This window comes from Lentzea tibetensis, from assembly GCF_007845675.1.
Taxonomy (GTDB): Bacteria; Actinomycetota; Actinomycetes; order Mycobacteriales; family Pseudonocardiaceae; genus Lentzea; species Lentzea tibetensis.
Map to the genome: position 1 here is coordinate 12,358 of NZ_VOBR01000002.1, position 25,584 is coordinate 37,941.

22 protein-coding genes are annotated in these 25,584 nt (G+C 69.8%); 14 read left to right on the forward strand and 8 right to left on the reverse strand.

Annotation, left to right across the window (positions count from 1 at the left end; genetic code table 11):
* Positions 1-3: 3 nt before the first annotated feature.
* Genes FKR81_RS02215 through FKR81_RS02225 form a run of 3 tightly spaced genes read left to right on the forward strand, consistent with a single transcriptional unit; the run spans position 4 to position 2,354 of the window.
* Positions 4-606 (forward strand): carboxymuconolactone decarboxylase family protein, encoded by a 603-nt coding sequence (locus FKR81_RS02215; protein ID WP_235921232.1) that lies wholly within the window; start codon positions 4-6, stop codon positions 604-606.
* Entirely contained in the window at positions 603-1,475 is an 873-nt protein-coding gene (locus FKR81_RS02220; RefSeq protein WP_146349200.1) for an RNA polymerase sigma-70 factor, read from the forward strand. The genes FKR81_RS02215 and FKR81_RS02220 overlap by 4 nt, the downstream gene beginning before the upstream one ends.
* Positions 1,476-1,493: 18 nt before the next feature.
* Positions 1,494-2,354 carry an enoyl-CoA hydratase/isomerase family protein gene (locus FKR81_RS02225; protein WP_222598150.1) on the forward strand — a complete coding sequence of 287 codons (861 nt, stop codon included), beginning with the start codon at positions 1,494-1,496 and terminating at the stop codon, positions 2,352-2,354.
* 85 nt (positions 2,355-2,439) lie between these two features.
* Here the strand turns inward: FKR81_RS02225 and FKR81_RS02230 are convergent, their stop codons facing one another.
* Together FKR81_RS02230 and FKR81_RS02235 are read right to left on the reverse strand one after the other, a co-directional pair.
* Positions 2,440-3,159, reverse strand: coding sequence for a DinB family protein (locus FKR81_RS02230; RefSeq protein WP_186762708.1), 720 nt, complete (start codon positions 3,157-3,159; stop codon positions 2,440-2,442).
* Positions 3,160-3,236: 77 nt separating this feature from the next.
* Positions 3,237-3,992, reverse strand: a complete 756-nt coding sequence (locus FKR81_RS02235; RefSeq protein WP_222598151.1) for a FadR/GntR family transcriptional regulator — start codon at positions 3,990-3,992, stop codon at positions 3,237-3,239.
* A 173-nt stretch (positions 3,993-4,165) separates the two neighbouring features.
* Here FKR81_RS02235 and FKR81_RS02240 point away from each other — a divergent pair, with 173 nt between their 5' ends.
* From FKR81_RS02240 to FKR81_RS02275, 8 genes are all read left to right on the forward strand, one after another.
* Positions 4,166-5,524 (forward strand): MFS transporter, encoded by a 1,359-nt coding sequence (locus FKR81_RS02240; protein WP_235921233.1) that lies wholly within the window; start codon positions 4,166-4,168, stop codon positions 5,522-5,524.
* Positions 5,525-5,535: 11 nt separating this feature from the next.
* Positions 5,536-7,257: a dihydroxyacetone kinase family protein gene (locus FKR81_RS02245; RefSeq protein WP_146349204.1), complete on the forward strand. Its 1,722-nt coding sequence runs from the start codon at positions 5,536-5,538 to the stop codon at positions 7,255-7,257.
* Positions 7,254-7,745 carry a ribose-5-phosphate isomerase gene (locus FKR81_RS02250; protein WP_146349205.1) on the forward strand — a complete coding sequence of 164 codons (492 nt, stop codon included), beginning with the start codon at positions 7,254-7,256 and terminating at the stop codon, positions 7,743-7,745. The genes FKR81_RS02245 and FKR81_RS02250 overlap by 4 nt, the downstream gene beginning before the upstream one ends.
* Entirely contained in the window at positions 7,742-8,482 is a 741-nt protein-coding gene (locus tag FKR81_RS02255) for a triose-phosphate isomerase family protein (RefSeq protein ID WP_146349206.1), read from the forward strand. Before FKR81_RS02250 ends, FKR81_RS02255 begins: the two co-directional genes overlap by 4 nt.
* On the forward strand, positions 8,479-9,273 hold the full coding sequence (locus tag FKR81_RS02260) for a sugar phosphate isomerase/epimerase family protein (RefSeq protein WP_146349207.1): 795 nt from the start codon (positions 8,479-8,481) through the stop codon (positions 9,271-9,273). The genes FKR81_RS02255 and FKR81_RS02260 overlap by 4 nt, the downstream gene beginning before the upstream one ends.
* Positions 9,270-10,124, forward strand: a complete 855-nt coding sequence (locus FKR81_RS02265) for a phosphogluconate dehydrogenase C-terminal domain-containing protein (protein WP_146349208.1) — start codon at positions 9,270-9,272, stop codon at positions 10,122-10,124. The genes FKR81_RS02260 and FKR81_RS02265 overlap by 4 nt, the downstream gene beginning before the upstream one ends.
* A 171-nt stretch (positions 10,125-10,295) precedes the next feature.
* Complete coding sequence (locus FKR81_RS44835; RefSeq protein WP_146349209.1) at positions 10,296-12,329, forward strand: polyprenyl synthetase family protein; 2,034 nt, start codon at positions 10,296-10,298, stop codon at positions 12,327-12,329.
* Positions 12,330-12,340: 11 nt separating this feature from the next.
* Positions 12,341-13,669, forward strand: coding sequence for a cytochrome P450 (locus FKR81_RS02275; RefSeq protein WP_146349210.1), 1,329 nt, complete (start codon positions 12,341-12,343; stop codon positions 13,667-13,669).
* Positions 13,670-13,684: 15 nt separating this feature from the next.
* Here the strand turns inward: FKR81_RS02275 and FKR81_RS02280 are convergent, their stop codons facing one another.
* Genes FKR81_RS02280 through FKR81_RS02290 form a run of 3 tightly spaced genes read right to left on the reverse strand, consistent with a single transcriptional unit; the run spans position 13,685 to position 16,924 of the window.
* Positions 13,685-14,284 (reverse strand): TetR/AcrR family transcriptional regulator, encoded by a 600-nt coding sequence (locus FKR81_RS02280; protein ID WP_146349211.1) that lies wholly within the window; start codon positions 14,282-14,284, stop codon positions 13,685-13,687.
* Positions 14,285-14,312: 28 nt separating this feature from the next.
* Complete coding sequence (locus tag FKR81_RS02285) at positions 14,313-15,428, reverse strand: hypothetical protein (RefSeq protein WP_146349212.1); 1,116 nt, start codon at positions 15,426-15,428, stop codon at positions 14,313-14,315.
* Positions 15,425-16,924 carry an FAD-dependent oxidoreductase gene (locus FKR81_RS02290; RefSeq protein ID WP_146349561.1) on the reverse strand — a complete coding sequence of 500 codons (1,500 nt, stop codon included), beginning with the start codon at positions 16,922-16,924 and terminating at the stop codon, positions 15,425-15,427. The genes FKR81_RS02285 and FKR81_RS02290 overlap by 4 nt, the downstream gene beginning before the upstream one ends.
* Before the next feature lie 314 nt (positions 16,925-17,238).
* On the opposite strand from FKR81_RS02290, the gene FKR81_RS02295 reads away from it, so the two are divergent.
* Together FKR81_RS02295 and FKR81_RS02300 are read left to right on the forward strand one after the other, a co-directional pair.
* Positions 17,239-17,592: a YciI family protein gene (locus FKR81_RS02295; RefSeq protein WP_146349213.1), complete on the forward strand. Its 354-nt coding sequence runs from the start codon at positions 17,239-17,241 to the stop codon at positions 17,590-17,592.
* 9 nt (positions 17,593-17,601) lie between these two features.
* The gene (locus FKR81_RS02300; protein WP_146349214.1) at positions 17,602-19,713 is read left to right on the forward strand and encodes a leucine-rich repeat domain-containing protein; all 2,112 of its coding nucleotides are present in this window, start codon (positions 17,602-17,604) and stop codon (positions 19,711-19,713) included.
* A gap of 4 nt (positions 19,714-19,717) precedes the next feature.
* On the opposite strand, the gene FKR81_RS02305 is transcribed toward FKR81_RS02300, so the two are convergent.
* On the reverse strand, positions 19,718-20,749 hold the full coding sequence (locus FKR81_RS02305) for an LLM class flavin-dependent oxidoreductase (RefSeq protein ID WP_146349215.1): 1,032 nt from the start codon (positions 20,747-20,749) through the stop codon (positions 19,718-19,720).
* Positions 20,750-20,791: 42 nt separating this feature from the next.
* Complete coding sequence (locus tag FKR81_RS02310; RefSeq protein ID WP_146349216.1) at positions 20,792-23,353, reverse strand: hypothetical protein; 2,562 nt, start codon at positions 23,351-23,353, stop codon at positions 20,792-20,794.
* A gap of 161 nt (positions 23,354-23,514) precedes the next feature.
* Here FKR81_RS02310 and FKR81_RS02315 point away from each other — a divergent pair, with 161 nt between their 5' ends.
* Complete coding sequence (locus tag FKR81_RS02315) at positions 23,515-24,675, forward strand: glycosyltransferase (RefSeq protein ID WP_146349217.1); 1,161 nt, start codon at positions 23,515-23,517, stop codon at positions 24,673-24,675.
* Between the two features lie 322 nt (positions 24,676-24,997).
* Here FKR81_RS02315 and FKR81_RS02320 read toward each other — a convergent pair whose 3' ends face one another.
* Positions 24,998-25,564 (reverse strand): GNAT family N-acetyltransferase, encoded by a 567-nt coding sequence (locus FKR81_RS02320; protein ID WP_146349218.1) that lies wholly within the window; start codon positions 25,562-25,564, stop codon positions 24,998-25,000.
* Positions 25,565-25,584 lie beyond the last annotated feature (20 nt).

The window sequence follows — 25,584 nt, forward strand, 5'->3', positions numbered from 1 at the left end:
TTCATGTCGAACTCGAGAGAGACCCTGGAGGGGAACATGGCCCGGATCCCGAAGGCGGAGCTGACCGGCGTCTACGGCTGGCTGGTCAAGCGGATGTCCCGCAAGATGCTCGGCGACGTGGCCGAGCCGGTCGAGGTGGTGTGGCACAACCGCAAGGTGCTCAACTTCAGCTTCGCGCTGAACCGCAGGGTCCAGAAGTGGGACGCGTGTGACGAGACGCTGAAGTCGTTCGCGCACATGGCTGCCGTGTCGCTGGTGGGCTGCGGTTTCTGCCTCGACCTCGGCTACTTCATGGCGCACAACGAGGGTCTCGACGAGGCGAAGGCGCGTGAGGTGCCGCGGTGGCGCGAGTCGACGGTCTTCACGCCGCTGGAGCGCGACGTCATGGAGTACGCCGAGGCGATGACGCAGACCCCGCCGACGGTCACCGACGAGATGTCCGCGCGGCTGCTGGAGCAGCTCGGTGCGTCGGCGCTGGTCGAGCTGACGTCCTTCGTCGCGATGGCGAACATGGCCAGCCGCACCAACACCGCGTTCGGCATCGAGTCGCAGGGGTTCTCGGCGGCCTGCGACCTCAAGCCGCTCGCCGTGGCGTCGAAGGCATGAGCGACGACGCGTTCGTCACCCACCGCGGCCTGCTCTTCACCGTCGCCTACGAGATGCTCGGCTCCGCGGCCGACGCCGAGGACGTCGTGCAGGAGACCTGGTTGCGGTGGGCCGGTGTCGCCGACCGGGACGAGGTGCGCGACCCGCGCGCGTACCTCGTCCGGATCGCCACCCGGCAGGCGCTCAACCGGCTGCGCACGCTGGCCCGCCAGCGCGAGGACTACGTCGGCGAGTGGCTGCCGGAGCCGCTGCTGACGAGCCCGGACGTGGCCGAGGACGTCGAGCTCGCCGCGAGCGTCTCGATCGCGATGCTCACGGTGCTCGAGACGCTCGGGCCCGCCGAACGTGCGGTCTTCGTGCTGCGCGAGGTGTTCGACCTGCCGTACGAGGAGATCGCCGAGGCCGTCGACAAGTCCGCCGCGGCGGTCAGGCAGATCGCGAACCGGGCGCGCAAGCACGTGGCCGCGCGACGTCCGCGGATGGCGGTGAGCCGCACCGAGCAGCAGCAGGTCGTCGACCGGTTCCTCGCCGCCCTCACCACGGGTGATGTGCAGGGTCTGATGGACGTGCTCGCGCCCGACGTCGTGCTGGTCGCGGACGGCGGAGGCCTGGCGGCCGCGGTCAAGCACCCGATCACGGGCGTGCGGCGGGTGGCGGCGCTGCTGTCGCACTTCGCCGAGTTCGCGCCGAGCGCGGAGATCACCACGCTGCTGCTCAACGGCGCCCTCGCGGTGCGGATCGACGGGTCGGCCGAGCTCAACACGGCCGTCACCTTCGTGGTCGAGGACGGCCGGATCGCCCGCATCTACGCGATCCGCAACCCGCACAAGCTGGGGCGGCTGGAAGAGGTGGCGGACTTGCGGAGGTGATGCTCCCGCCGTGCGAGCATGATCCGTGCCGCGGCACAACGGCAGGAGGCACGGATCATGGAGAGCTCACCACTGGCCGTCAGCGAGTGGTCGGACGGCTATTGGCGCGTCACGTTCGACAACCCGCCGATCAACCTGGTCGACCCGGAGACCATCGTCGCGCTGAGCGCGTTGCTGGACCGGCTGGAGGCAGACCCGGCGGTGAAGGTCGTGGTCTTCGACAGCGCCGACGAGGACTTCTTCCTGGCGCACTTCGACGTGGCGCGCGCCGACCGGCTGCCCCGCGAGCCCGGCCCCACCGGCTTGCCGATCCTGGCCGACCTCGCGACCAGGCTGACGGCGGCGCGGTTCGTGACCATCGCCGAGATCCGCGGCCGGGCGCGCGGTCTCGGCAGCGAGTTCGCGCTCGCGCTCGACATGCGGTTCGCGAGCAGGGAGAGGGCCGTCTTCGGGCAACCGGAGATCGGCCTGGGGCTCATCCCCGGCGGCGGCGCGACCGAGGCGCTGCCGGCGCTGGTGGGCCGATCACGCGCTCTGGAGATCGTTCTCGGTGGCGACGACTTCGACGCCGACACGGCGCAGCAGTACGGGTGGATCAACCGCGCGCTCCCGGACGCGGAGCTCGCGACGTTCGTCGACCGGCTCGCCCGCCGCATCGCGAGCTTCGACCAGGACGCCCTCGTCACGGCCAAGGAACTGGTCACCGAACGAGCCGGGGTGCCGTCGGGGGAGCAGCGCGTGGAGGCGTTGGTGGCGTTCCGCGAGGCCAGCGCCAGGCCCGGTACGCAGCAACGCGTGCGCGACGCGCTCGAGCAGGGGCTGCAGCAGCGCGGCGACTTCGAGCTCGACCTGGGTGCTCGGATCGGGCCCGCGGTCTGAGGTCGTGGTGAGGTCCGGGCTGTTCGGCGAACGGCCCGGATCGCCGGGCTTCGCCATCCGCAAGATGCTGAGTCCGCAGCCGGCCCTACTCAGTGTCCTGTGCCTCGATCAGGTCGAGGTCGCGGACGCAGAAGCCGTGGTGCTCGAAGGTCTCGTTGAGCACCGTGCCGAGGCACTGCCGCACCGAGCGGCCCCTGGCGTACGGCGGCCAGACATCGTCGTCGGGCACCGGCGCTCGCGCTGCGAGCTGCACAGCGGTGACCTCGTCGAGCCAGGCCTCGAGCTCGGCGGCCTGGGCGTCACGCACGCTCACGATCTCGTCGAGGACCGGATCGAGCGAGAGGTCAAGCCCGTGCGCTCCGCGGTAGGGCTCGACGGTCGGCCCGATGCCCATCGGCGTGAACAGCTCCGTCGAGCCCAGGCAGCAACGGCGGAACCACGAGTCGTGGACGAAGACCAGGTGGCGCATCGTCTGCACCGCCGACCACTCGTCGTTCACGCTGCGACGCTCGATGCCGGGCGTACGGCGGATTCGCTCGATCGTGGCGGCCCAGCCGGCATGGAGCTGACGCGATGCCTCGCGCAGATCGGCGGGGTCCTCGGAGCGGATCAGCACCCGCACCGGGTGACGCCGGTCGAGCTCTGCCTCGACGTACTCGGTGACCTCGACACCGTTCACCACGAGGTTGGTGATGAGCCCGTCGATCACGGCATCCTGCATGACGACGCCGATCAGGCGCGCACCGGTCAGATCGCACTCGCGGAACTCCGCACCGTGCAGATCCTCGTCGAGATACCGCGTCATGCTCCGCATACTAGGTCCTAGCACGACGCGCGTGGTCCGGACCAAGCCCCGCAACCCACTCGGGAAGTCCGCCGGGCTCAGTCCGCCGCCCCGGCGGGTGTCGTCCGCGTTTCGGTGAGACGCGCCCCGGCGGTCAGCATGTGGTCACCCATCACCTTCGCCGCGGTGTCCCCGTCGCGCGCCTTCAGCGCGTCCAGAATCAGCTGGTGCTCCGCCACGGCGAGGTCGGCGTGCGGACGGTCGCGCAGCGCGCGCTCGACCCACACGCGCAGCAGTGAGCGGATGCTCTGCAACAGGTGCTGCAGCACGACGTTGCCCGCGATCGCGCCGATCTCGAGGTGGAAGTGCATGTCCGCCTCGACGAACCGGTCGAGGTCGTCCTTGCTGGCGCGCATCGTGTCGAGGTAACCGGTCAGGCGGGCCACACCCTCGTCGGTGATGTTCTCCGCGGCGAGGCGCGCGGCGTAGACCTCGAGGCCGTGGCGCACCTGGATCAGCTCCTGGGTGCGGGGCTGGCCGAGCATGAGCCCCCAGCTCAGGGTCTGGGGGAGCAGCTCGGACACGCTGTCGCGGAGGTACGTGCCGGAGCCCGCCTTCACGATCACGATGCCGAGGATCTCCAGTGCGGCGAGTGCTTCGCGCACCGCGGACCGGCCGACGCCGAGCGACGCGGCGAGCGCGCGCTCCGGCGGCAGGCGCGTGCCCGGCTCGATCTCACCGCTGGTGAAGAGCTTGAGCAGGAGTTTCGCGACCTCGGAGACCGTCGATCCGGTGGGCATGGTTCCCAGGGCGGCAGGGAGCTGGATGGACTGGTCTTTCGCGAAAGCCGGCACGTTCCTCATGGTAATGACCTCGATGGTGTCGATCTGTGTGGAGCCTCACGCTACCTCGAAATTGGTCAACCGGTTGACAGGTTGACCAATTGTTCACATACTCGATGCATCCCAACTCCCTGCTCCAGCGGCCAGGCACTCGTCGTGGCCGACCAGCCAGTCGAGGAGTCAGCGTGGACACCGCCACCACAGCACCGCCGCCGCCCACCGAGGCCGCCGTCGGGAAGTCAGCGATCCGCAAGGTCGCGACCCGGCTCGTTCCGTTCGTGGCGTTGATGTTCTTCATCAACTACCTGGACCGGACCGCCATCGGTTTCGCCGCTCCCAACGGGATGAACGCCGATCTCGGACTGACCGCCGCCCAGTTCGGCTTCGCGTCCGGCGTCTTCTTCATCGGCTACATCCTGTTGGAGATCCCCAGCAACGTCGCACTGCACAAGTTCGGCGCGCGGCGCTGGCTCGCCAGGATCATGGTCAGCTGGGGCATCGTCGCCCTGCTGTTCACCTTCGTGCAGAGCTACACCCAGCTGACGGCCCTGCGGTTCCTGCTCGGCGTCGCCGAGGCCGGGTTCTTCCCCGGAGCCGTGCTGTTCCTCAGCCTCTGGGTGCCCGTGCAGTACCGGAGCAAGATCCTCGGGTTGTTCTACCTGGCGCAGCCGCTGACGACCGTGCTCGGCGCACCGCTGGCCGGCTGGCTGATCCAGCAGCACGGCTTGTTCTTCGGTCTCGACGGCTGGCGGTTCATGTTCTTCGGCGTCGCGATCCCCGCGATCGTCGTGGGCGTCATCGCCTGGTTCTACCTCGCGGACCGGCCCGCCGACGCGAAGTGGCTGACGGCGGACGAGAAGCGCTGGCTGACCGGTGCGCTGGAGAAGGAACGTCAGGTCAAGGAGCGCACCGCGCACCCGTCGATCTGGTCGGTGTTCGGCAACGGCCGCGTGTGGGTGCTGTCGTTCGTCTACTTCGGATTCATCTACGGCCTCTACACCCTCGCCTTCTTCCTGCCGACGATCATCACCGGTTTCGAGAAGCAGTTCGGCACCAAGCTCGACCTGCTGGAGAAGGGGCTCGTCACCGCGATCCCGTACCTGCCCGCCGCCGTGGTCCTCTACCTGTGGTCCCGTGACGCGACCCGCCGCGGCGTCCGCACCTGGCACATCGCGATCCCCGCGGTCGTCGGCGCGGTCAGCATCCCCCTCGCCCTGTTCGCCGGATCCCCGGCCGCGACCATCGCCGTCATCACGGTCACGGCCTGCGCGATCTTCGCGGCACTGCCCAACTTCTGGACGCTCCCGACGCGGTTCCTGTCCGGAATCGCGGCGGCGGCCGGGATCGCGCTCATCAACACGATGGGCAACGTCGCCGGGTTCGCCGCCCCGTACGTCACCGGACTGCTGCGCGACCTGACCGGTTCCTACGTCGTGCCGATGTTCGTGGTGGGCGTGTTCATGTTGCTGTCGGCGGTGCTCATCGTCGCCCTCAGCCGCCGCGACCAGGCCGCGAAGGCCGACGACCAGCTCGTGAAGGCGTAGGGGAATCCGCAATGACCTTCTTGTTCAACGAACCCACGACCTTCGCCGACGAACTGATCGACGGCTTCGTCGCCGCCCACGACCGCTGGGTCCGCCGTGTCGAAGGTGGTGTGGTCAGGGCGCAGCGCGGTGAGCCCGGCACCGTCGCCGTCGTCATCGGCGGGGGCTCCGGCCACTACCCGGCGTTCGGCGGGCTCGTCGGGCCCGGCCTCGCACACGGTGCCGCGATGGGCAACCTCTTCGCCTCACCCTCCGCGCGCCAGGTGTGCTCGGTCGCTCGCGCTGCCGAGACCGGCGCGGGCGTGCTGTTCACGTTCGGCAACTACGCGGGGGACGTCCTGCACTTCGGCCAGGCGCAGGAAAGCCTGGTGGCGCAAGGCATCCCGTGCCACACGGTCACCGTCACCGACGACGTGTCGAGTGCGTCGGCCGACCGGCTGGCAGACCGGCGCGGCGTCGCGGGCGGGCTGATCGTCTTCAAGGTCGCGGGTACCGCGGCCGACGCGGGCCACCCGCTCGACGAGGTCGCGCGGGTCGCGGAGCTCGCGAACTCCCGCACCCGCACCATGGGCGTGGCCTTCACCGGCTGCACCCTGCCGGGCGCCGCCGAGCCGCTGTTCTCCGTCGCACCGGGGCGAATGGCCGTGGGGATGGGCGTGCACGGCGAACCGGGCATCAGCGAGCAGGACGTGCCCACCGCCGATGGTCTCGCCGAGCTGCTGGTCGGCCGCGTGCTCGCCGAGAAGCCGCTGGGCGTCACCGATACGCGCGTCGCGGTCGTGCTGAACGGACTCGGCTCGGTCAAGTACGAGGAGCTGTTCGTCGTCTACAGCCGCGTCGCGCGGCTGCTCGCCGCCGCGGGCGTGACGGTGGTGGAACCCGAGGTCGGGGAGTTCTTCACGAGCTTCGACATGGCCGGTGTGTCGCTGTCGGTGTGCTGGCTCGACGACGAGCTCGAAGGCTACTGGCGCGCACCCGCGGACACCCCGGCGTACCGGAAGGTGCTCGCGTCGGCGGCGACCGTCGGTACCGACCGCGCGCCGGAGACCCGGACCGACCAGGTGCCCGCCGCGTCCGAGGCGTCGCAACGGACCGCACGGCGGGTGCTCGCCGCATTCGACGTCATCAGGCGCACGGTCGACGACAACGCGGACGAGCTTGGCCGCATCGACGCGATCGCCGGCGACGGTGACCACGGCATCGGGATGCAACGCGGCGCCACCGCGGCGCTCGCCGCCGCCCGGCACGCGGTCGACCTGGGCGCGGGCGCGGGAACCGTGCTGGAACGCGCCGCCGACGCGTGGGCCGACAAGGCCGGAGGAACGTCCGGCGCGCTGTGGGGCGTCGCGTTGCACGCACTCGGCGCGGAGTTGGGCGACGAAGCGAAGCCGACGCCGTCGGACGTGGTCACCGGTGTGTGCGCGGCGGAGGCGGCGATCGTGCGCCTCGGCAAGGCCGAGCTCGGTGACAAGACCATGGTCGACGTCCTCGTCCCGTTCCGCACCGAACTGGCCGCGCGCGTCGAGTCCGAAGTGGACCTCGCCGCCGCGTGGAGCGCCGCGGCCGACGTGGCCGAGGCGGCCGCCGAGGCGACCGCGTCGCTCGTGCCGCGCATCGGCCGTGCCCGCCCGCACGCGGAACGCAGCGTCGGATCTCCCGACGCGGGAGCGGTGTCGCTCGCTCTCATCGTGCGCGCCGTCTCGACCGTTCTCGGTGAAGGAGAAGGACAGTGACCGACAGGCTGCGCATCGTCGTCGGATCGGACGACGCGGGCTACGAGTACAAGGAAGCCCTGAAGCGGGATCTCGAAGCGAGCCACCTCGTCGAGTCCGTCGAGGACGTCGGCGTCGACGCCGACAGCCAGACGCCGTACCCCCAGATCGCACTGGCCGCGGCGGAGCTCGTCGCACTCGGCCGGGCCGACCGCGCACTGCTGGTGTGCGGGACGGGTCTCGGCGTCGCCATCGCCGCCAACAAGGTGCAGGGGGTGCGCGCGGTGACCGCGCACGACAGCTTCTCCGTGGAACGGGCGATCCTGAGCAACAACGCCCAGGTGCTCACCTTCGGCCAGCGGGTCATCGGACTCGAACTGGCCCGCCGCCTCGCCCGCGAGTGGCTGACCTACCGGTTCGACACCTCGTCGGCGTCCGCCGACAAGGTCCAGCTCATCACCGACTACGACGACGGCGGCCTGCGCGCCGGCGCGGGGAGCGCCCGGTGAACCCGGTCGTGATCGGGATCAGCCTGAAGCTGTACTTCGGCCACCGGCAGACCCTCGACTGGTTCGCCCGCGTGCTGGACATCGCCGAACGGCACCCGGCGCTGCGGGACGGCGCGGCGGAGCTGTTCGTGCTCCCCGCCCTGACGGAGCTGGCACCGGTGGCGGCGGCGGCGCGCGGCAGCGTGGTCGCGGTCGGCGCGCAGGACCTCTTCTGGGCCGACCGGGGCGCGTACACCGGTGAGGTGAGTGCGGCGGTGCTGCGGGAGATCGGCTGCACGTACGCCGCGGTGGGCCACGCCGAGCGGCGCAGGTTGTTCGGCGAGGACGACGAGGTCGTGACCGCGAAGGCGGCCGCCGCGCTGCGCAACGGACTTCGGCCCGTGCTGTGCGTGGGAGAGGCGTTCCCCGAGTCACCGGACGACGCCGTCCGGACGTGCCTGCGTCAGCTCGAGCCCGCACTGCGGCTCGGTGGCCCGATCACCGTCGCCTACGAACCGGTGTGGGCCATCGGCGCGGACGAACCGGCGCCCGGCCACCACGTCTCCGCGGTGTGCGCGGCACTCCGGGAGCACGTCTGCGCCGTTCCGGGCAGCCGGGTCATCTACGGCGGAAGCGCCGGACCCGGTCTGCTCACCGCGCTGCGGCACGGCGTCGACGGCCTCTTCCTCGGCCGCTTCGCCCACGACCCGACCGCGCTCGAGTTCGTGCTCGACGAGGTCGTGGGGGTGCGGACGTGACGATCGGACTGAGCACCTACGCGTTCTTCTGGCAGCTCTCCGACCGCGTCGAGAAGCCGCTGACCCTGTTCGACGTGCTCGACCGGACCGCCGACGCGGACGTGTCGCTGCTGCAGATCTGCGACTACCAGGCCATCGAGTCCATGCTCCCCGGCGAACTGCGCGATCTGCGTGCGGCGGCCGACCAGGCGGGCATCGAGCTCGAGCTCGGCACCCGAGGTCTCGCCCCCGAGCACCTGCGCCGCTACCTGGACATCGCCGAGATCCTCGGTGCCACCACGCTCCGCAGCATGGTCAACTCGACGCCTGCCGAGGCGGAGGAGTGCATCCGCCTCGTTCTCCCGCGGCTCGTCGACCAGGGCGTCACCCTGGCGCTGGAGACCTACGAGAAGGTGCCGACCGGCGTGCTCGTCGAGCTCGTCGAGCGGATCGGCCACCCGCGGATCGGCCACCCGCGGATCGGCATCTGCCTCGACCCGGCGAACGTCGTTGCCGCACTGGAACATCCGCGCACCGTCATCGACCAGACCGCCGCGCACGTGGTGAACGTCCACGTCAAGGACTTCACCTTCGCCCGAGAGGACGGCTGGGTCGGCTTCAAGCTGATCGGCTGCCCGCTGGGCGAGGGACTTCTCGACCACGCCCACCTGGTCGACGTCGTGGACACGCGGCGGATCAACCAGGTGATCGAACACTGGCTGCCGTGGCAGGGATCGCCGGACTACACCTGCCTGCTCGAAGAGCAGTGGACCGCCCACAATCTCGACTACCTGAGGAGCAAGCAGTCATGACCGCAGAACTGACCATCGCCGTCATCGGAGCAGGCGGCAAGATGGGCATGCGCATCTCCGACAACCTGCAGCGCACCGAGCACGCGGTGTTCTACAGCGAGAACTCCCCGGCGGGCCAGGAGCGGGTGCGCGACGCCGGGCGCGAGGTGACCGACACGGAGAAGGCGGTCGCCGACGCCGACGTCGTCGTGCTGGCGGTTCCCGACATCGCGCTCGGCCCGGTCTCGGCGGAGGTCGTGCCGCAGGTGAAGCCGGGCGCGATCGTGCTCACCCTCGACCCGGCGGCGGCGTACGCGAACCTGCTGGCCAAGCGCGACGACGTCGAGTTCGCGGTCGCCCACCCGTGCCACCCGTCGGTGTTCCTCGAGCGGACCACGCCCGAGGAGTACGCGGACACCTTCGGCGGCATCGCGGCCGCACAGGACGTGGTCGCGGCGATGGAGTCCGGCTCCGCTGCCGCCGCGCGGACGGCCGAGGCCGTCATCCGCTCGATGTACGCGCCCGTGCTCGACGTGCACTGGGTGACCGTCAAACAGCTCGCCTACCTGGAGCCGACGCTCGTCGAGACCGTCGCCTGCATGATCGGCTCCCTGCTGACCGAGGCGCTCAAGGAGACGGTGGAGACCGTCGGTGTTCCCGAGCCGGCCGCGCGGGCGATGCTGCTCGGGCACACCCAGGTCGCTCTCGCGAACACCTTGAAGGGCGACAACCCGTTCTCCGACGCCTGCCTCATCGCGATGGACTACGGCCGCGAGACGATCATCAAGGACGACTGGAAGAAGATCTTCAGCGACGACCAGCTCGACACCGTGATCGCGCGGATGCTCCACCTGGACGAGATCAAGCACTGACCCGCCGGGGGCGAGTGTCCGATTTGGACAGCGCGTGAGACAAATGTCCTGAAAAACGGTGCGCTGATCGGGTGATGGCCATCTCAGATGGCCATCTCAATTGCACTTTTCCACCTCTGTCGGCTTTAGTCGTCCAAACCCGCCGACAATGGGACGGGGGCACTCCGCCCGATGCCGCACGAACTCACCCAGCACGGCGCTGCCCGCACTCTCGTCCACGGACACGAGCGCGCCGTCCTGGACTCCGTTCTGCCCCACCTGCGCAAGGCCGTGGAAGAACTCCCGCCCTCCATTCGTGCTGTCGCCCGTTATCACTTCGGCTGGTTCGACGAACACGGCCGTCCCGCCGACGGATCGCCGGGAAAGCTGCTGCGTCCCGCGCTGACCCTGTTGTCGGCACAGGCCGTCGGCGACCGCGTGGAGTCCGCTGTGGACGCCGCGGTCGCGATCGAGCTGGTCCACAACTTCTCGCTGGTCCACGACGACGTGATGGACGGCGACCCGACGCGCAGGCACCGCGCGTCCGCCTGGTCGGTGTTCGGCGTGCCCACGGCCGTCCTCGCCGGCGACTCGCTGCTGGTCGCCGCCGTGCAGACGATCGCAGCCGACCCGCGAGCCGTCGAGGTCCTCTGCCGGGCGATGCAGGAGCTCGTCGAAGGACAAGGCCGGGATCTGTCGTTCTCGAGCCGCGACGACGTTTCTGTCGAAGAATGCCTCGCGATGGCGGACGGGAAGACCTCCGCATTGCTGGCCTGCGCCTGCGAGCTGGGCGCGCTCAGCGGCGGCGGCACGACCGAGCAGGCGGCGGCGCTGCGCCGGTTCGGCAGACACCTCGGCATCGCGTTCCAGCTCGTGGACGACCTGCTCGGCATCTGGGGCGATCCGGCCGTCACCGGCAAACCGGTGCTGTCCGACCTGCGTTCCCGCAGGAAGTCCCTTCCCGTCGCGGCCGCGCTGGCGACCTGCCCTGAGCTCGCCGAGCTCTACCGCGGCCCGCTCGACGAACGACAGCTCGCCGAGATCGCCGACCTCGTCGACCGGGCGGGCGGCCGCGCGTGGGCACGCGCGGAGGCCGACCGGCACGTCGCTCTGGCACTGGACCACCTCGCTGCCGCCCAACCCGTCGCCCGCCGCGGCCGAGCCGCTGGTCGCTCTGGCGACGCTGGTCACCGCACGCAACCACTAGGAGCGAACACCTTGCCGCACATCGACCACGGCGTCTTCCTGCCCGGATTCCACGAGCCGCCGGGCGACGTCGTCAACCCGCTGACCCCGCTCGCGCTCGAAGAGGCGGTGAGGTGGACGCGGCAGCTCGGCATCGTGGCCACCGACGCGCACGAGAAGCAGCTCCGCTCGTTCGACCTCGGCACGATCACCGGTGCGGGCATGCCCGACGCCGACCTCGGCCAGCTCGTGCTGGCGCACCAGGGAATGTTCTGGTTCGTGCTGCTCGACGACCAGATGGACAACGCCGACCTCACGGACGCGCCGGACCGGATCAGGGGCATCCGCGACGAGGCGCGCGAGGTGTTCGCGCATCGGTCCACTTCGGACAACCCGTTCATGGCCGGACTCGCTTCGATGTGGACGGAGCTGGAGCGCGGCTGCGGCCCCATCGCGCGGCAACGGCTCGCCGACCGGTTCCTCGAGTACTTCGACGCCATCGAACGCCAGGCGCAGTACAGCGCGGAGAAGGACGCACCCGACCTGCTCGAGTTCATCACGATGCGCCGCGCGACCGTCGGCATGCCCGCGTGGGCCGAGTTCCTCGACTCCGCGCTCGGCCTGCACCTGCCCGACCAGCTGCGCGAGCACTACGTGATGCGCGAGATCGTCGAGTGCAGCACCGACATCCAGGGCATCGGCCAGGACGTCCACTCCTTCGAGAAGGAGGAGCTGGAGGGCTACCGCTGCAACATCGTGCCGGTGCTGATGGACACCTTCGGCTACACGACCGAGCAGGCCGTCGACCGCGCGATGCGGATGCACCGCGACCGCCAGCTGACGCTCATGCGGGCCGAGCAGCAGCTGCCCGCCGTGCTCGACCGCCTCGACCTGCGGGACCGGACGGACGACGCCATGCGGTTCGTGGCGGCCGTGAAGGGCATCGCGTTCGCGCTGCACTACTGGTTCGGCTCGACGGCCAACCAGCGTTACGACCTGGATCACCCCAGGGTCGCAGGCTCTTTCGACGTCCGGATCTGAGGTTCACCGACATGCCCATGGCGACCATGCCCCGCCGGCTGCCACTTCTCGGCCACGCCGCGCAGATGCTCCTGCGCCCGCGTGAGTTCGTCAGCTCCATCCGGGAGCACGGCGACGTCGTGCGGTTCCAGCTCGGCCCGAAGCCCGCGTACATGGTGAACGACCCGGACCTGATCAACGAGATGCTGACGGTCCAGCGCACCAGGTTCACCAAGGGCGGGCCGATGTGCGAGCAGGCCGTCAAGATGATCGGCAACGGGATCTTCGCGTCCGAGGGCGACTACTACCGCCGTCAGCGGCGGCTGGTCCAGCCGGGGTTCCACCACCAGCGGATCGCCGACTACACGGACGTCATGCGCGAGGTCTCCGAGACGACGGCGAACTCCTGGCGGGACGGCCAGGTGGTCGACGTCAAGGCGGACACCGCCGGGATCGCGCTGCACATCCTCACCCGCACGCTGTTCGCGGTGGACGACTGGGAGGAGGTCGCCGCCGAGCTGCACGGGTCGATTCCGGCGGTGCTGGGCGCGATCGGCAGGCGGGCGCTGCTCCCGGTCGACTTCGTGCACGAGCTGCCCTTCCCGATCAACCGCAGGACGAACGAGGCGCAGGGCCGCCTCTTCGAGCTCGTCGACTCGGTCATCACCGCCCATCGCTCGGCGGGCACGGACCACGGCGACCTGCTCTCGTCGCTGATGTTCGCCACGGACCCCGAGACCGGTGAGACGATGAGCGACCGGGAGGTCCGCGACGAGCTGATCACCATGTTCAGCGCGGGCCTCGAGACCGCCGGAACGACGATGAGCTGGTTCTTCCACGTCCTGGCGTCACACCCCGATGTCGAGTCGCGCGTGCACGCCGAGGTCGACGAGGTGCTCGGTGGCAGGCCCGTGACGTTCGCCGACCTGTCCACATTGGACTACCTGCGCCGGGTGCTGAAGGAGACGCTGCGGACGTTCACCCCGGTGTGGCTGCTGACCCGCAACACCGCTGTGGACTGCACGATCGGCGGGCACCACATCCCCGCGGGTGCGGACGTGTTCTTCAGCGCCTACGGGGTGCACCACGACCCGCGGTTCTACCCGCGGCCGCACGACTTCGACCCCGACCGCTGGCTGCCGGAGAACGCCGCGGGCATCCCGCGGCACGCCTACCTGCCGTTCGGTGGCGGCGCCAGGAAGTGCGTCGGTGAGGGGTACGCGATGACCGAGATGGTCACCGTGCTGGCGACCCTGACGAGCCGGTGGCGGCTGCGGCCGGTCGCCGGCAGGCCGATGCGGCCGGTGGTCAAGAGCACCTACGCGCCGAGGGACCTGCTGATGACCGCGCACGCACGCTGACGCCGCCCGGCGCGGTCAGCCGCGGAGCGCCGGTCCGATCCAGCGGCGGACGAGTGCCCGCAGCTGGTCGTCGGTGAGCGCGGGCGTCGAGGGGTGCTGCAGGAACGAGATGAAGAGTCGCATCAGGATCTCGGCGAGCCCGCGGAGGTCGTCGTCGGTGGTGACGCCGGCACCGGCCCAGTCGACCGGCACGTTGCGCAGGATGCGCGCGCCGAGCGAGAAGGACTCGGGAGAGGTGACCGCGGTGGTGAAGAAGTCGGTTTCGCCCGCCTGCAGGAGCAGGCCGAGGTGGGGCTCGCCGGGGACCGTCCGGACGCCGAACACCACGGACTCCACGGCGACCTCGGCGGCGCTGCCGAACGACGCCAGGTGGCGTTCCATCCGCTCGGCGAACTCCTCGACGCGGGCCAGTGCGACGGCGCTGAGGATGTCCGTCAGGCTCGGGAAGTAGCGGTAGACGGTCTGCCGGGTCACCCCGGCCTCGGCGGCGACGTCGGAGAGGCTGGTCCTGGGCAGTCCGGAGCGGTCGATGCACGCCGTCGCCGCCTCGACGATCCGGCGGCGTGCCTCGTCCTCCGTGCCGGGTGGGTTGCCCTGCCATCCGTGGTGCCCCATGCGTTCCATCTTCCCCGAGAGGACTACCTCAGACGGTGGCAGGTGCCTTGCGGTGCACGCGATGCAGCGCGGCCACCAGCAGACCGGCCCCGATGAAGCAGGCGAGCGCGTAAGGTCCGCTGCCGATCGGGGTGCCGTCAGCGGTGATGCCGTTGTCCGCGGCGAGGTACGCAGGCAGGGCGCCGATCCAGCACACCGCCAGCACACCCAGATAGGCGGCGGGGTAGTACCGGGCGAAGTCGGACAGGGGCTCGTCCGGTCCGCGATCCGCGGACCGCAGGTGCGAGACGACGACCCAGGCGCCTCCCAGCCAGACCAGTGCCAGCTCGACACCGAGGGCCCAGGCCTGCGCGGTGGCGTTCGGACTCTCCCCGCCGAAGAGGCTCGACGGGAGGCCGGCGATCGCCATCGTCGGCGGCGTCAGCACGCCGGCCACCAGGATGCGCAGCACCAGCGACCGGCCGCGGCGCGGGCCGCCGTCCGCGGCTGGGCTGCCGACCAGGCGCACGACCAGGTAGGTCATGGCCGCCAACGAGACGGAGGCGAACAGCAGCATGCTGGTCATCGGCACGGCCGCGAGCGCGGGGTGGTTGACGATGTGGTTGCCGGGGTTCCACGCCCACCACTTCAGCTGCGGTCCGATGTGGTCGAAGATCTCGTAGAACACCTGGCAGGCAAGGGCGACGGCCACCGACCCGGCCAGTGCACCGCGGTGCCGGAAGATCCCGAGCGACCGCACGAGCTCGTAGGCGAGCTGGCTGATCATCGGGTAGAACGCCACGATGTAAAGCGGCAGCCGGTCCCACATGAACTGCACGGTGAACTGGTTGTGGGCGAAGATGAAGCCGTACTGCTGGTCGAGGCCGAACCACTCCGGGAAGTACAGCGGCGGTTCGACCACGACGAGGTAGACCAGCGAGGTCCACCACAGCGCCAGGTTGACCGGATCGCCGTCGCGGTGGCGGCGGAGTGCGTGCACCAGCGCGAAAACGGCGCCCGCGATGACGAGCAGCTCGAGCAGCGGCATCGTCCAGTGCGCGAGGTCCCAGGGGAAGCGGACCGAGACCACGGGGGAGACGTCGTGGCAGTCGAAGCCGAGGCCGCGGGTGACGGCCTCCGCTTCAGGTCCGCACACCGCGCTCATCGCGCGGCCGCGGGGGAGGCGGCGCGGTTGGCGTCGGCCGGTGAGTAGTCGGTGCCCGGCGGCTCGGCCTGAGGGTCGAACCCGAACGGAACCCGGTGCCGTCCCAGCGCGGTGCGGATGCGATAGCGCACGAGTGCCGCGAGCACCCGCGGGTTCGTCATCATGTCCCTGAGCGACTCGTCGAGGTTGAACACCTTGGCGAAGTGCTCGTCGACCACCTCGTACTCGCGGGCGGCACCGACGATGAGGCTGAACGCCGGGCCGGACACGGCGGCGAGGATGCGCCGTCGCCACTCGGGCACCTGCTCGGTGCCCACCGCGCACTCGTAGCCCTGGTCCCTGGCCATCGCCAAGGACCACGGCACGGTGAGCTCCTTGCGCTGCGCCGCGAGGAACCGCGAGCAGAACCCCGCGTCGAGCTGCCGGGCGCGGGAGAGGTGCTCGCGCAGCAACAGCGCCGACATCGCCGCGGAACTGATGCCCTGTCCGTAGAACGGGTTGAACGCGCAGATCGAGTCACCGACGAACACCAGCCCCTTCGGCGGTGTCGCCCAGCGGTCGTAGCGTCGCCACTTGTTGCCGGTCGACCGGGTCAGGTGCACCTCCGAGGTCGGGGTGCTCTGGTCCATCGCGGCCGCGAACAACGGCGTCCGCACCCGGCGGGCCGACTCGACGAACGCGTCGGTGGTGCGCGGCATCTCGATGCCCCACGAGCCCATGCAGGCGATGACGCGGTTCCCCTCGATCGGGAAGAAGTTCACCAGGAACTCGTGCTCGGCGGGGTGCTCGCCCTTGTCCGGCGTCGGCATGATCACCAGGTGCTGCCACCACCAGGACGCGGGTCGCTCCGCGGGTGACGGCAGTTCGTACCAGCGCGAGGTGTAGGTGACCTTGGCGTCGAGTGTCCGCACCTCGGGCTCCGGCCACCCCGCCGCCACCAGCCAGCTGCCGACCGAGGAGCCGCGGCCCATCGCGTCCACCACGAAGTCCGCGTCGACGTGCTCGTCGCCGGTGTACGTGGAGAAGTCGACCCCGGTGACCGCGCCGTCGCGGGTGCCGCCACCCTGAACGGTCAGGCCGTTCACCGAGACACCTTCGCGGATCACGACGTTGCCCAGCGCGCGCACCTCGTCGCGCAGCACGCGTTCGATGAGGATCCGCGAGCCGTAGATCATCGTCATCGCGCCGCGCTTGCGCGCCGACCAGCCCTCCCCGTCGAGGTAGGCGGCGTCCATGGACGGCATCAGGTGCAGCCCGCCAGCGGCGATGAGGTCGTCCTCGAAGCCGGGGAACAGCTCCCCGATCGCGCGGCGGCCGGAGTTCAGCAGGAAGTGCGGATGCTTGCTCTGCGGCACGCCACGCCGGTGCTCGGCTTCCGCGGGGAGCACATCGCGTTCCAGCACGAGCACTTGGTCGAAGTACGGGGCGAGCGCCCCCGCGGTGCACAGACCGGCGGCGCTGCCACCGAGGACGACGGCGGTCTTGCCGAGCTCCACTCGGACCAACTCCCCACGTCATTCATACAAAGTGTCACCGAATGTATGAATGACGTGAGGTGCGTGTCAAGGAACCTGTTGCGCGCAAACGAGTTGCTGCGATCAGTGGTCGGCCAGCGCCGCCCAGCTCGTCCACGTCGAGCTGAGTGGCGTCGGGCGGTAGCCGCCGCGGGGTGCGGGCGGTGGGGGTCACCTGGCCACGGCGCTCGTAGAACCTCACCGTGCTGTCGCGGATCTTCGGACGCACCGATGAGTTCTGGTCGCTGGTGAGGTCAGTACGGGTGTCGCAGTTCGCATCAATCAGAGGAGGCGTCATGCCGAAGTTCGTGACCATCGGGTACGGCGACCGAGAAGGGTACGACCGCACCGACGCGGCGGTGCGCGACCAGGCGCACGCGCACGACGCCCGCCTGCGTGCGGCGGGCGTTGTCATGGGGGTTGCCGGTTCGCCCGTGCAGGTGCGGAACCACGACGGTGCCGGCGTCGCCGTGGAGAACGGCGCTTTCGCGTCGTCCGGTTTCCCTGTTGCCGGGTTCGCGATCATCGAGGCGGCCACGCTGGAGGAAGCCGTCCAGCTCGTGTCGGGGACTCCGTGCGCGGTCGCGCAGGGGGTTGTCGAGGTGTGGCCGTTGCACGTTCCGGAGTCAGGCGACGAACCGCGGCAGTAGGTTGCGACGGTGATCGACTACGAAGCCGAGATCGAGCGACTGCTGAGCGGTCCGCCCAGCAAACTCGCGTTCCGCGCACTCTGCGCTGCTGTCGGGCGATCGGGAAGTCCTCACGACCTCGTGCCGCGGTGCGCCGAGCGACTTGCTTCGTGGCCTGACGCGGTGCGAGAGGCACCGTGGTCGTGGCTCGCCGCGCTGGACGCCGGTCACTCGAAGCCGACATGGCCGCTCGTCCGGTCGCTCGCGCTGCGATCAACGCACAACGGCACCCTCGATCCCGCCCTGCCGGACCCGCGCTCTCAACCCGAAGTGCGCGGCGTGACCCACCTCGACCTCGGCTGGTTCGCGAGCGATCACCTCGCGGCACTGGTCGAGACGATGGGCCACTGGGACGACCTGCGTGCGATCGAGACCGGCGGCCTCACCGACATGGACGACGAGTTGCTCGCGAAGCTCGCGGGCAACCCCGCCATCACGCGGATCGAATCGCTGAACCTGGTCACCGCAAGAGAGAACATGTGGCACTTCGAGAAGCCGCCGTTCCGCCCGCCCGCCGGGCAGCCGTGGCGGCTGCGGCACGCGGGACTACGTGCGCCGGACCTCGTCCACTTGATCCGTTCGGGACTGGTGCCGCACCTGCGCTCCGCAGATGTCCTGGTGTGCGGCGTCGACGAGGCGCAGGAACTCGCCGACTGCCCGGAACTCGCCCGGCTGGATCGACTCGCGATCGGGTTCCGCTGCGGCAGGAACGGGCGCCAGCCGTTGTGGAAGCCGTACTTCGGCAACGTCATCGACGAGGACGACGACGCCGGCGAAGCGTTCTTCGCGCGCGCCGATCTCGCGGGCCTGCGGGACCTCACGGTGCGGGGCACCACGATGGGGCTCGGTCGCGAAGGGCTCGGTGCCCGCGGCGTTGACGCCGTCGTCGCCAGCGGCGTGCTGCGTCAGCTGACTGAGCTGACGCTCGAACTGCTGCCCGTCGGCGACCCGACCATCGCCCGCGTGCTGGAGGCCGTCGACCACGATCACATCGAGGAGTTGACGCTCGCGGACCTCGTCGCCACGGACGTGACAGCGGCGGCGTTCGTCGCCACCGAAGCCTTTCCACGCCTCCGCCGCCTCGACCTGAGCCGCAACCGCCTCGGCGCGAACGGGGCGCGGCAGCTGGCGACCGACGTCCGGCTCCCCGCGCTGGAGCACCTCGACCTGAAGGGCCGAAAGGGTGGCTCGCCGTACTACGGGTGCCCCAGCGTCCAACCGGTCGGCGACACCGGCGCCGAGGCTTGGGCTTCGTCGGACAACGCCGCGAAGCTGACGTACCTGAACATGGCGGCGACCGGGCTCGGACAGGACGGGCTCATCGCGCTGATGAGGTCCGAACGGCTACTGGGGCTCGGCTTCCTCGACGTGTCGCACAATCCCGTGGGCAGCTGGCCCGCAGCGCTCCGCAAGGCGTCGGTCTGGCGCACGTTGCGAACTCTGGACGTCACCGAGTGCGGTCTCGGCGATGACGACGTCGAATCCCTCGCCTCGACGCCCTCGGCTCCCCCGCTGCACGGCATCTCGCTGGCCTACAACAGCGTCGGGTCGCGTGGCGCGAGAGCACTCGCCTCGTGGGCGGTGCTGCCGCAGCTCTGGGAGCTGAACCTGCACGACAACGTCATCGGCGACGACGGTCTGGCCGACCTGGCCACCTCCCGAGCGGCTCAGCGGCTGCTCGAACTCGACCTGGAACAGGACTGCTGGAACGCGCATGCGCGGAAGTACGGTGCGCCGCTGCCGGTCGAAGTCCTCGACCAGGCGTCGTTTCCGAGCCTCGACGCGGTCTTCCTCGGCATCGTCGACGAGTACCACGGTGCGCGGTACTCCAGCGGATTTCCCACCCGCATCCGGGAGGACATCGCATCAGCGAGCGCCACACGACCCGAGCTGGTCGCGTTCCTCACCCACCTCGACATGGAGGAGCTCGAGGACATCGACACCGACGAAGGTGACGGCGACGGTGCCGACCGCGACTTCCGCGGCAACGCGGCGCGCCACTACGAGTTCGTCGACGAGGCGGCGGACTTCGCGCGCCGCATGATCGAAGGTGACATCGGCTGGCCCCCGCCGACGTCCTGACTCGTCAACGGGCCCTTCCCGCCGCGGAACTCCGGAGCCCGCAGGCGATGGAGGCGATCAGCTCGTAGGAACGACGGCGATCCGCGTGGTGGTACACCGGCGTGGCCACCATGAGCTCCTCGGTACCGGTGTCGTCGAGCACCGTTCGCAAGCTCTCGGTCACCGTCTCGGTGCTGCCGACGAGGACGCCGCCGGAGCGGGAGACGATCTCCGCGCGGTCGTTTTCGGTGTAGGAGCAGGCGGCCGCGTCCTCGGGACTCGGCAGCAGGATGCGGTTCCCGCGGATCCGGCTGAGCATCTTCAACCGGGTGGACCCGGCGAGCCATTCGGCGCGGTCGTCGTCCTCGGCGGCGATGACGGAGACGCTGACCAACGTCGTCGGAGACGTGGCGTGCCCGGATGGGCGGAACTGGTCCCGGTAGATGCGCATCGCGTCCACTGCCGCGGCCGGGTTCAGGTGATGGGCGAAGGCGTACGGCAAGCCGAGTTCGGCGGCGAGCGCGGCGCTGGTGGTCGTGGAGCCGAGCAGCCACATCGGCGGGACGTTGCCCCCGAGGGCTGGAATCGCCTGGATCTGTGCACCCTCGGGTGGGGTGAAGCAGGCCTGGAGTTCGTCGAGCTGCTGGCGGAAGGTCTTCGCGGTCCGCTCCGCCTCTGGGCGGACCGCGTCCACGGCGTGCCGGGGTCCGCCCGGCGCCCGGCCGAGACCGAGGTCGATCCGTCCAGGATGGAGTGCGGCCAGCGTGCCGAACTGCTCGGCCACCACGAGGGGAGCGTGGTTGGGCAGCAGCACCCCGCCCGCGCCGACGCGCAGGCGCCGGGTGGCGTTCGCGAGGTGCCCGACTAGAACAGCGGGTGCGGAGCCGGCGACGCCGCGCATGCCGTGGTGTTCGGGCACCCAGTAGCGGTGATAGCCCAAGGCATCGGCCAGGATCGCGAGATCCACCGTGTTGCGCAGCGCCTGTCTGGGTGTGGACCCCTGCACGATCGGTGAGGTGTCCAGCACCGAAATTCGTACGTCAGCCCGCCCGCGCATGATCGTCCTCCCCGGCCACATGAGGGTATCGCCAAGGCCGTCTCACACCGAGCCCGCAGTGGCGAGCAGGCCCGCCGGATACGGGATCTCGTCCATGTACCAGGACCTGCGGAACTTCGAAACACCCTCCCAGGCAACGAGTGTGCTCGCCGAGAACGCCTGCCGCGCCCTCGCGAGTTCGGCGAGTCCCCGCCCGTTGTCCGAACCCGCCTCCCGCCACCGTTGCTCGTCGGGCTGGACGTGGAAGAAGTCCAGCACCGTGGCCGAGTAGTAGAAGAAGCACACCAGCTCACCGATCAGTTTCGTGGTGTCGTCCACTTCGTCCGGCACGGCTTCGGTGACCAGCCGACGCAGCGCACTCGAGTCGATCCGCACGTCCTTCACGCGATCGCAGAGCACGAGGAACCGGCCGACGTTCACGCCGTCCTGGATGCGCCGCGCGGCCACCGCGACCGCACGGGTCTTCCGCCGCACGTCGTCGGCCACGAGTCGTTGTGCGACAACGGACAGGCCGGTCGAATGCTCGTCCTGCCTGTCCAGCATCGTCCGCACCACTCGGATCAGGTCGCGCGGCAGGCCACCCGAGAGCGTGAAACAGAGCTGCTTGAAGGGGATGGGCATCAGCACCCTGCGATCGATCGTCGTGATCGCCTCGGCGGTGGTGAGGTGCTCGAACCACACGATTTCGTCGAACGTGCTGTCGAAGACGTCCCGGAACGGCAACCCCCGCCGTTCGAACGTGCTCATCGCCTCTTCGGAGACCGATACGAGGAAGTAGCAGCCCCGGATGCCGAACACCCCCTTGATCTCGTTGAGGAACTGTTCCGCGGCGGTCTCGGACTTCATCTTGTCCAGCTCGTCGATTCCGACGATCACTCGCTTGCGGACCGTGCTCGCCTCCGCCAGGAAGGTCCGCAGGGAGTCCACGATCTCCGGCAGGTTCATCGGTTGCCGGGTCAGTCCCCGTGCACGGCTCAGCGCCCCCTCGATGCCGACGGACAGCTTGGTCGTCCCGGTCAGGGTGGCTGTGAACGACTGCTGGTAGCGGATCTCCTCCAACCTCTCGGCGGCGCGCTCCTCCAACGTGCGCGGCGCCGCCACTGATCGGCGCAGAGAGTTGGTCAGCCCGAGGAACGACAAGATCACGCCGCCACCGGTCACGATCAGCAGCACGCCCCACAGCTGGGCAGAACTGACCTGTTGGAGCTCAGGAAAGGTGACCAGCGCCGCGCCGACGACTGTCGACAGCAGTCCCACCATCACGGCGACCACGCCCTGGCGGGACTGCCTGGCGATCGTCAGCCGGTGCATGTGCCGGACAGGATCGTGCTCCGCCCCGAGGATCTCCTGGCACACCTTGGCGTACAGGTGCAGCAGGAACTCTCGCGCGGAGTACTCCACCGGTGCGGCCACCATCGTCGACAACGTGTCGTCGCCGCGTTGCCCGGTGCAGTAGGACTCCATCAAGGTCGTCTTGCCCGAGCCCCTGGCCCCAGCCAGTCCGATGCTGCCACCGGGCATCCCGTTGAGCAGTGCGGCAACCTCTCTCGCCGCCGCGGTCGGCACGCGGTACAGCGCGTCGAACACCTGACTCACACCCGGCGCGTCCCGAATGTCGATCTGGACGCCGTAGTCCTCGTTGTGCCGACTGAGATCGACCCGGAGGAACGGCATGATGTGCGACTCGGTCAGCTTCGTCGCGACCGCGCCGCGGCTGACGACGTGCGCCTCCTCGACGCGCTGGGCGGTCGGAATGCGCCCGCCGGTCGTCGCCGCAAGCGCCGCGACGACGATCAAGCCCTCTCCACCGAAGACGGACAGCAGGTCGGGCTGAGCGATGTCGATCGCCAGGGCACCTGTTCCGTCCGCCAGCAGGAACAGCACCGGCGCGCAGAACAACACGACTTCGAGGGCGAACAGGCTGCCCCACCGGCCACGTCGCGCCGGACGTCTGAACGCGTCGACGATGAACGGCGCACCGAACAACACGCCCATCAACAGACAGGTCGGCCCGAGCAGTCCGGCGCGGTCAAAACCTCCCAGCAGCCGCAGCGCGTCTTCGTTCATGACGCGGGTGATGGCGAAGAAGAAGACCACGATGCTCAGACCTGTCAGCAATGCCGGATCCAGCTTGACGATCAGCCTCGGGATCCAGATGCGGTGCTTCGGGAAGATGCCCAGGAAATCCTTCGACAGCAACACCGACAGGATCGCGGCACACATCAGCAGCATCGCGAAGAGCAGTCCGCCCTCATGAGGGCGGAATCCCGCGGAGCTGGGCACGCTCCTCCAGAACCCGTAGGCGATGGCCATCAGCCCCAGGAGGGCCAGTGTGACCTGTGCTCGGGAGGAAGTCAGCCACCAACGCAGGAAGCGGCCAGGACGGTGCAGTCGCTCCAGCCGCTCCCACCGTTGCGCGGCCTCGTCGAACTCCGTCGCCCGGAATCCGAGCTCGTCCCACATGCGGCTCTGCTGCGACAGGCACCGCTCACGCAGTTCGTCCGCCGTGACCGCGGACGTCTCGCTGAGCCCACGCTTCACCTCGTCGCTGTCCACGGCTTGGTCGAGCAGTTCGGTGAAGAGAGCTTCGCGGCGCGTAGGCACCGTTGGACATCGACGTCGGTGCAGAACGCGTTACGGTCATGGGGCGTGCGGAGACCGGCGTGGATCAGACGTGCTCGTCGACACGACGTGCCGCGGTGGGCATGCTGATCACGGGTAGTCCGGTCGTACGCGCTGTCAGCGTGGTGTGCGGGGAGTCTGATGTGCGCGTAACTGTTGTCTCCGGGGGAGATCCGGGCCATGTCGTGCCGGCGATCGCGTTGTGCCTGAGGTTCAAAGAGGCCGGTGACACGCCGACTCTGCTCACCGGCGACCGGTGGGTCGACGCGGCCGCGAGTGCCGGGATCACGGCGGCACGGGTGACCGATCTGGCGCTGAGTGACCTGAGGGATGAAGCGGATCTCGGTCGTGCGCTGCACGATCAGGCCGCGGTGCTGGCCTCGGCGCTCACCCCTCAGCTGACGGCTCTCGAGCCGGATCTGGTGGTGTGCGACGTCCTCGCGCTGGGCGCGAGCATGGCCGCGGAGCTGCTCGGTGTGCCGTGGGTGCAGCTGTCGCCTCATCCGCTCTACGAGCCGTCGAGAGGGCTGCCGCCGATCGGCAGCGGGCTCGCTGTCGGAGCCGGTGTGCGCGGCAGGCTGCGGGACGGGGTGTTGCGGGCGATGACGGCCAGGTCGATCCGCCAGGGCGATCGGCAACGTGCCGTCGTGCGACAGCGGATCGGCCTGAGCGCGCGGGGAGCGGGGCCGGTGGCACGGCTGATCGCGACGTTGCCCGCGCTGGAGGTGCCGCGCCCGGACTGGCCGGACAACGCTCACGTGGTCGGGCCGCTGCTGTGGGAGGCGAGCGCGCAGAAGATGAGCCCGCCACCGGGCGACGCTCCGCTGGTGATGGTCGCCCCGTCGACGGCGTGGACCGGGGCTGTCGGCATGGCCGAGATGACGCTGACCGCGTTGCGGGACATGGGAGTGCGGGCCGTGGTGTCGACGTTCGGACCGGCACCGGCCGGGCTGCCGGAGTGGGCGCGGTCGGGGCCGGGCAGGCAGGACGAGTTGCTGCTTCAGTCCTCGGTGCTGGTCTGCGGTGGCGGGCACGGCATGCTGGCCAAGGCGTTGCTGGCCGAGGTTCCCGTCGTGGTGGTGCCGGGGGCGGGCGACCAGTGGGAGATGGCGAACCGCGTTGCCCGGCAGGGTTGCGGGGTGATCGTGCGTCCATCCACTGTGGACGGTCTGCGGGATGCGGTGGCACGCGTGCTGGGCGACCCGCGTTTCGCCGCCGCGGCGGCGAGTGCGGCGGCGACCGCGGCCGATGTTCGCGACCCCGTTGAAGTGTGCCGCGCCGCACTCACCGCGGGCGTGACCTGATGTGTCCGGCAGCTGTGATCAGGAACAGCGCCCCAGCGGACGGTGGCGTCCCATCCCGATGATGTGGGCCACCGCCCTGCCCGCCCGGTCGTCCACTCCTCGGCAGCCGAGCGCGTCTTCCCCCGCCGATGCGTCCCATCGCTGCGATGCACGGACATCCGCCAGGACGATGGCCCGAACCCGTGCGGCTTGACGTCGCATTTTCCATCCCATATCGACAATCCACGCCGGAAGTCCGCGGATGGATCAACACCGGTGCGAACTGAGACGCCTCACCAGCGTGTTGCGCGACACCTTGTGCGCTCGCCGCCGGCTCTGCTCGTCATGCCGGATCGACGACCCTGCTGACGATCCACGCGTGTTTGCCGACCTGCCGGACCCGGTCGAACTCGAAGTCCTCGAACAGTTCGACGGTCGCGCTGTACAGGAAACGGCCCTGCGCCTCGCGGCCCGCGGTGACCTCGGGGATGGCCTCGACGAGCCCGCCGCCGGCTCGGGCGATCTGGTCGATGGCGCCTCCGAGCGCCGTGCGTGCCACGCCATGGCCGCGGTGCTTCGTGTCGACGTAGAAGCAGGTGATCCGCCAGTCCGGGAGTGGCGGCGCGTCCTTCTCGTACTCGCGGCGGTGCTTGATGCGCGGCAGTTCCTCGGGACTCCCGTACTGGCACCATCCCTGTGCGATGCCGCTCTCGTCCAGTACGAGTGCGGCGTGCGCGCGGTCCGTGCGGACCCGGTCCTCTTTGGCCGCGCGGTGGTCGACACCCGGCTGGCGGCACTCCGGGTGGAAGCCGATGCACCAGCAGCCGCCGAAGATCCCGTTGTTGCGCTCGACGAGCTCGGCGAACGCGGGCCACGTCGAGGAGTCCAGTGGCCGGGCGGTGTACGACATCGTGAGTCCTTCGGGTGATG

Coding starts and splice junctions, on each gene's coding strand:
- FKR81_RS02245 (WP_146349204.1), top strand. CDS start 5,536: ATGACCTTCTTGTTCAACGAACCCACGACCTTCGCCGACGAACTGATC.
- FKR81_RS02220 (WP_146349200.1), top strand. CDS start 603: ATGAGCGACGACGCGTTCGTCACCCACCGCGGCCTGCTCTTCACCGTC.
- FKR81_RS02275 (WP_146349210.1), top strand. CDS start 12,341: ATGCCCATGGCGACCATGCCCCGCCGGCTGCCACTTCTCGGCCACGCC.
- FKR81_RS02230 (WP_186762708.1), bottom strand. CDS start 3,159: ATGACGCGGTATCTCGACGAGGATCTGCACGGTGCGGAGTTCCGCGAG.
- FKR81_RS02285 (WP_146349212.1), bottom strand. CDS start 15,428: ATGAGCGCGGTGTGCGGACCTGAAGCGGAGGCCGTCACCCGCGGCCTC.
- FKR81_RS02215 (WP_235921232.1), top strand. CDS start 4: ATGTCGAACTCGAGAGAGACCCTGGAGGGGAACATGGCCCGGATCCCG.
- FKR81_RS02225 (WP_222598150.1), top strand. CDS start 1,494: ATGATCCGTGCCGCGGCACAACGGCAGGAGGCACGGATCATGGAGAGC.
- FKR81_RS02320 (WP_146349218.1), bottom strand. CDS start 25,564: ATGTCGTACACCGCCCGGCCACTGGACTCCTCGACGTGGCCCGCGTTC.
- FKR81_RS02295 (WP_146349213.1), top strand. CDS start 17,239: ATGCCGAAGTTCGTGACCATCGGGTACGGCGACCGAGAAGGGTACGAC.
- FKR81_RS02280 (WP_146349211.1), bottom strand. CDS start 14,284: ATGGGGCACCACGGATGGCAGGGCAACCCACCCGGCACGGAGGACGAG.
- FKR81_RS02265 (WP_146349208.1), top strand. CDS start 9,270: ATGACCGCAGAACTGACCATCGCCGTCATCGGAGCAGGCGGCAAGATG.
- FKR81_RS44835 (WP_146349209.1), top strand. CDS start 10,296: ATGCCGCACGAACTCACCCAGCACGGCGCTGCCCGCACTCTCGTCCAC.
- FKR81_RS02305 (WP_146349215.1), bottom strand. CDS start 20,749: ATGCGCGGGCGGGCTGACGTACGAATTTCGGTGCTGGACACCTCACCG.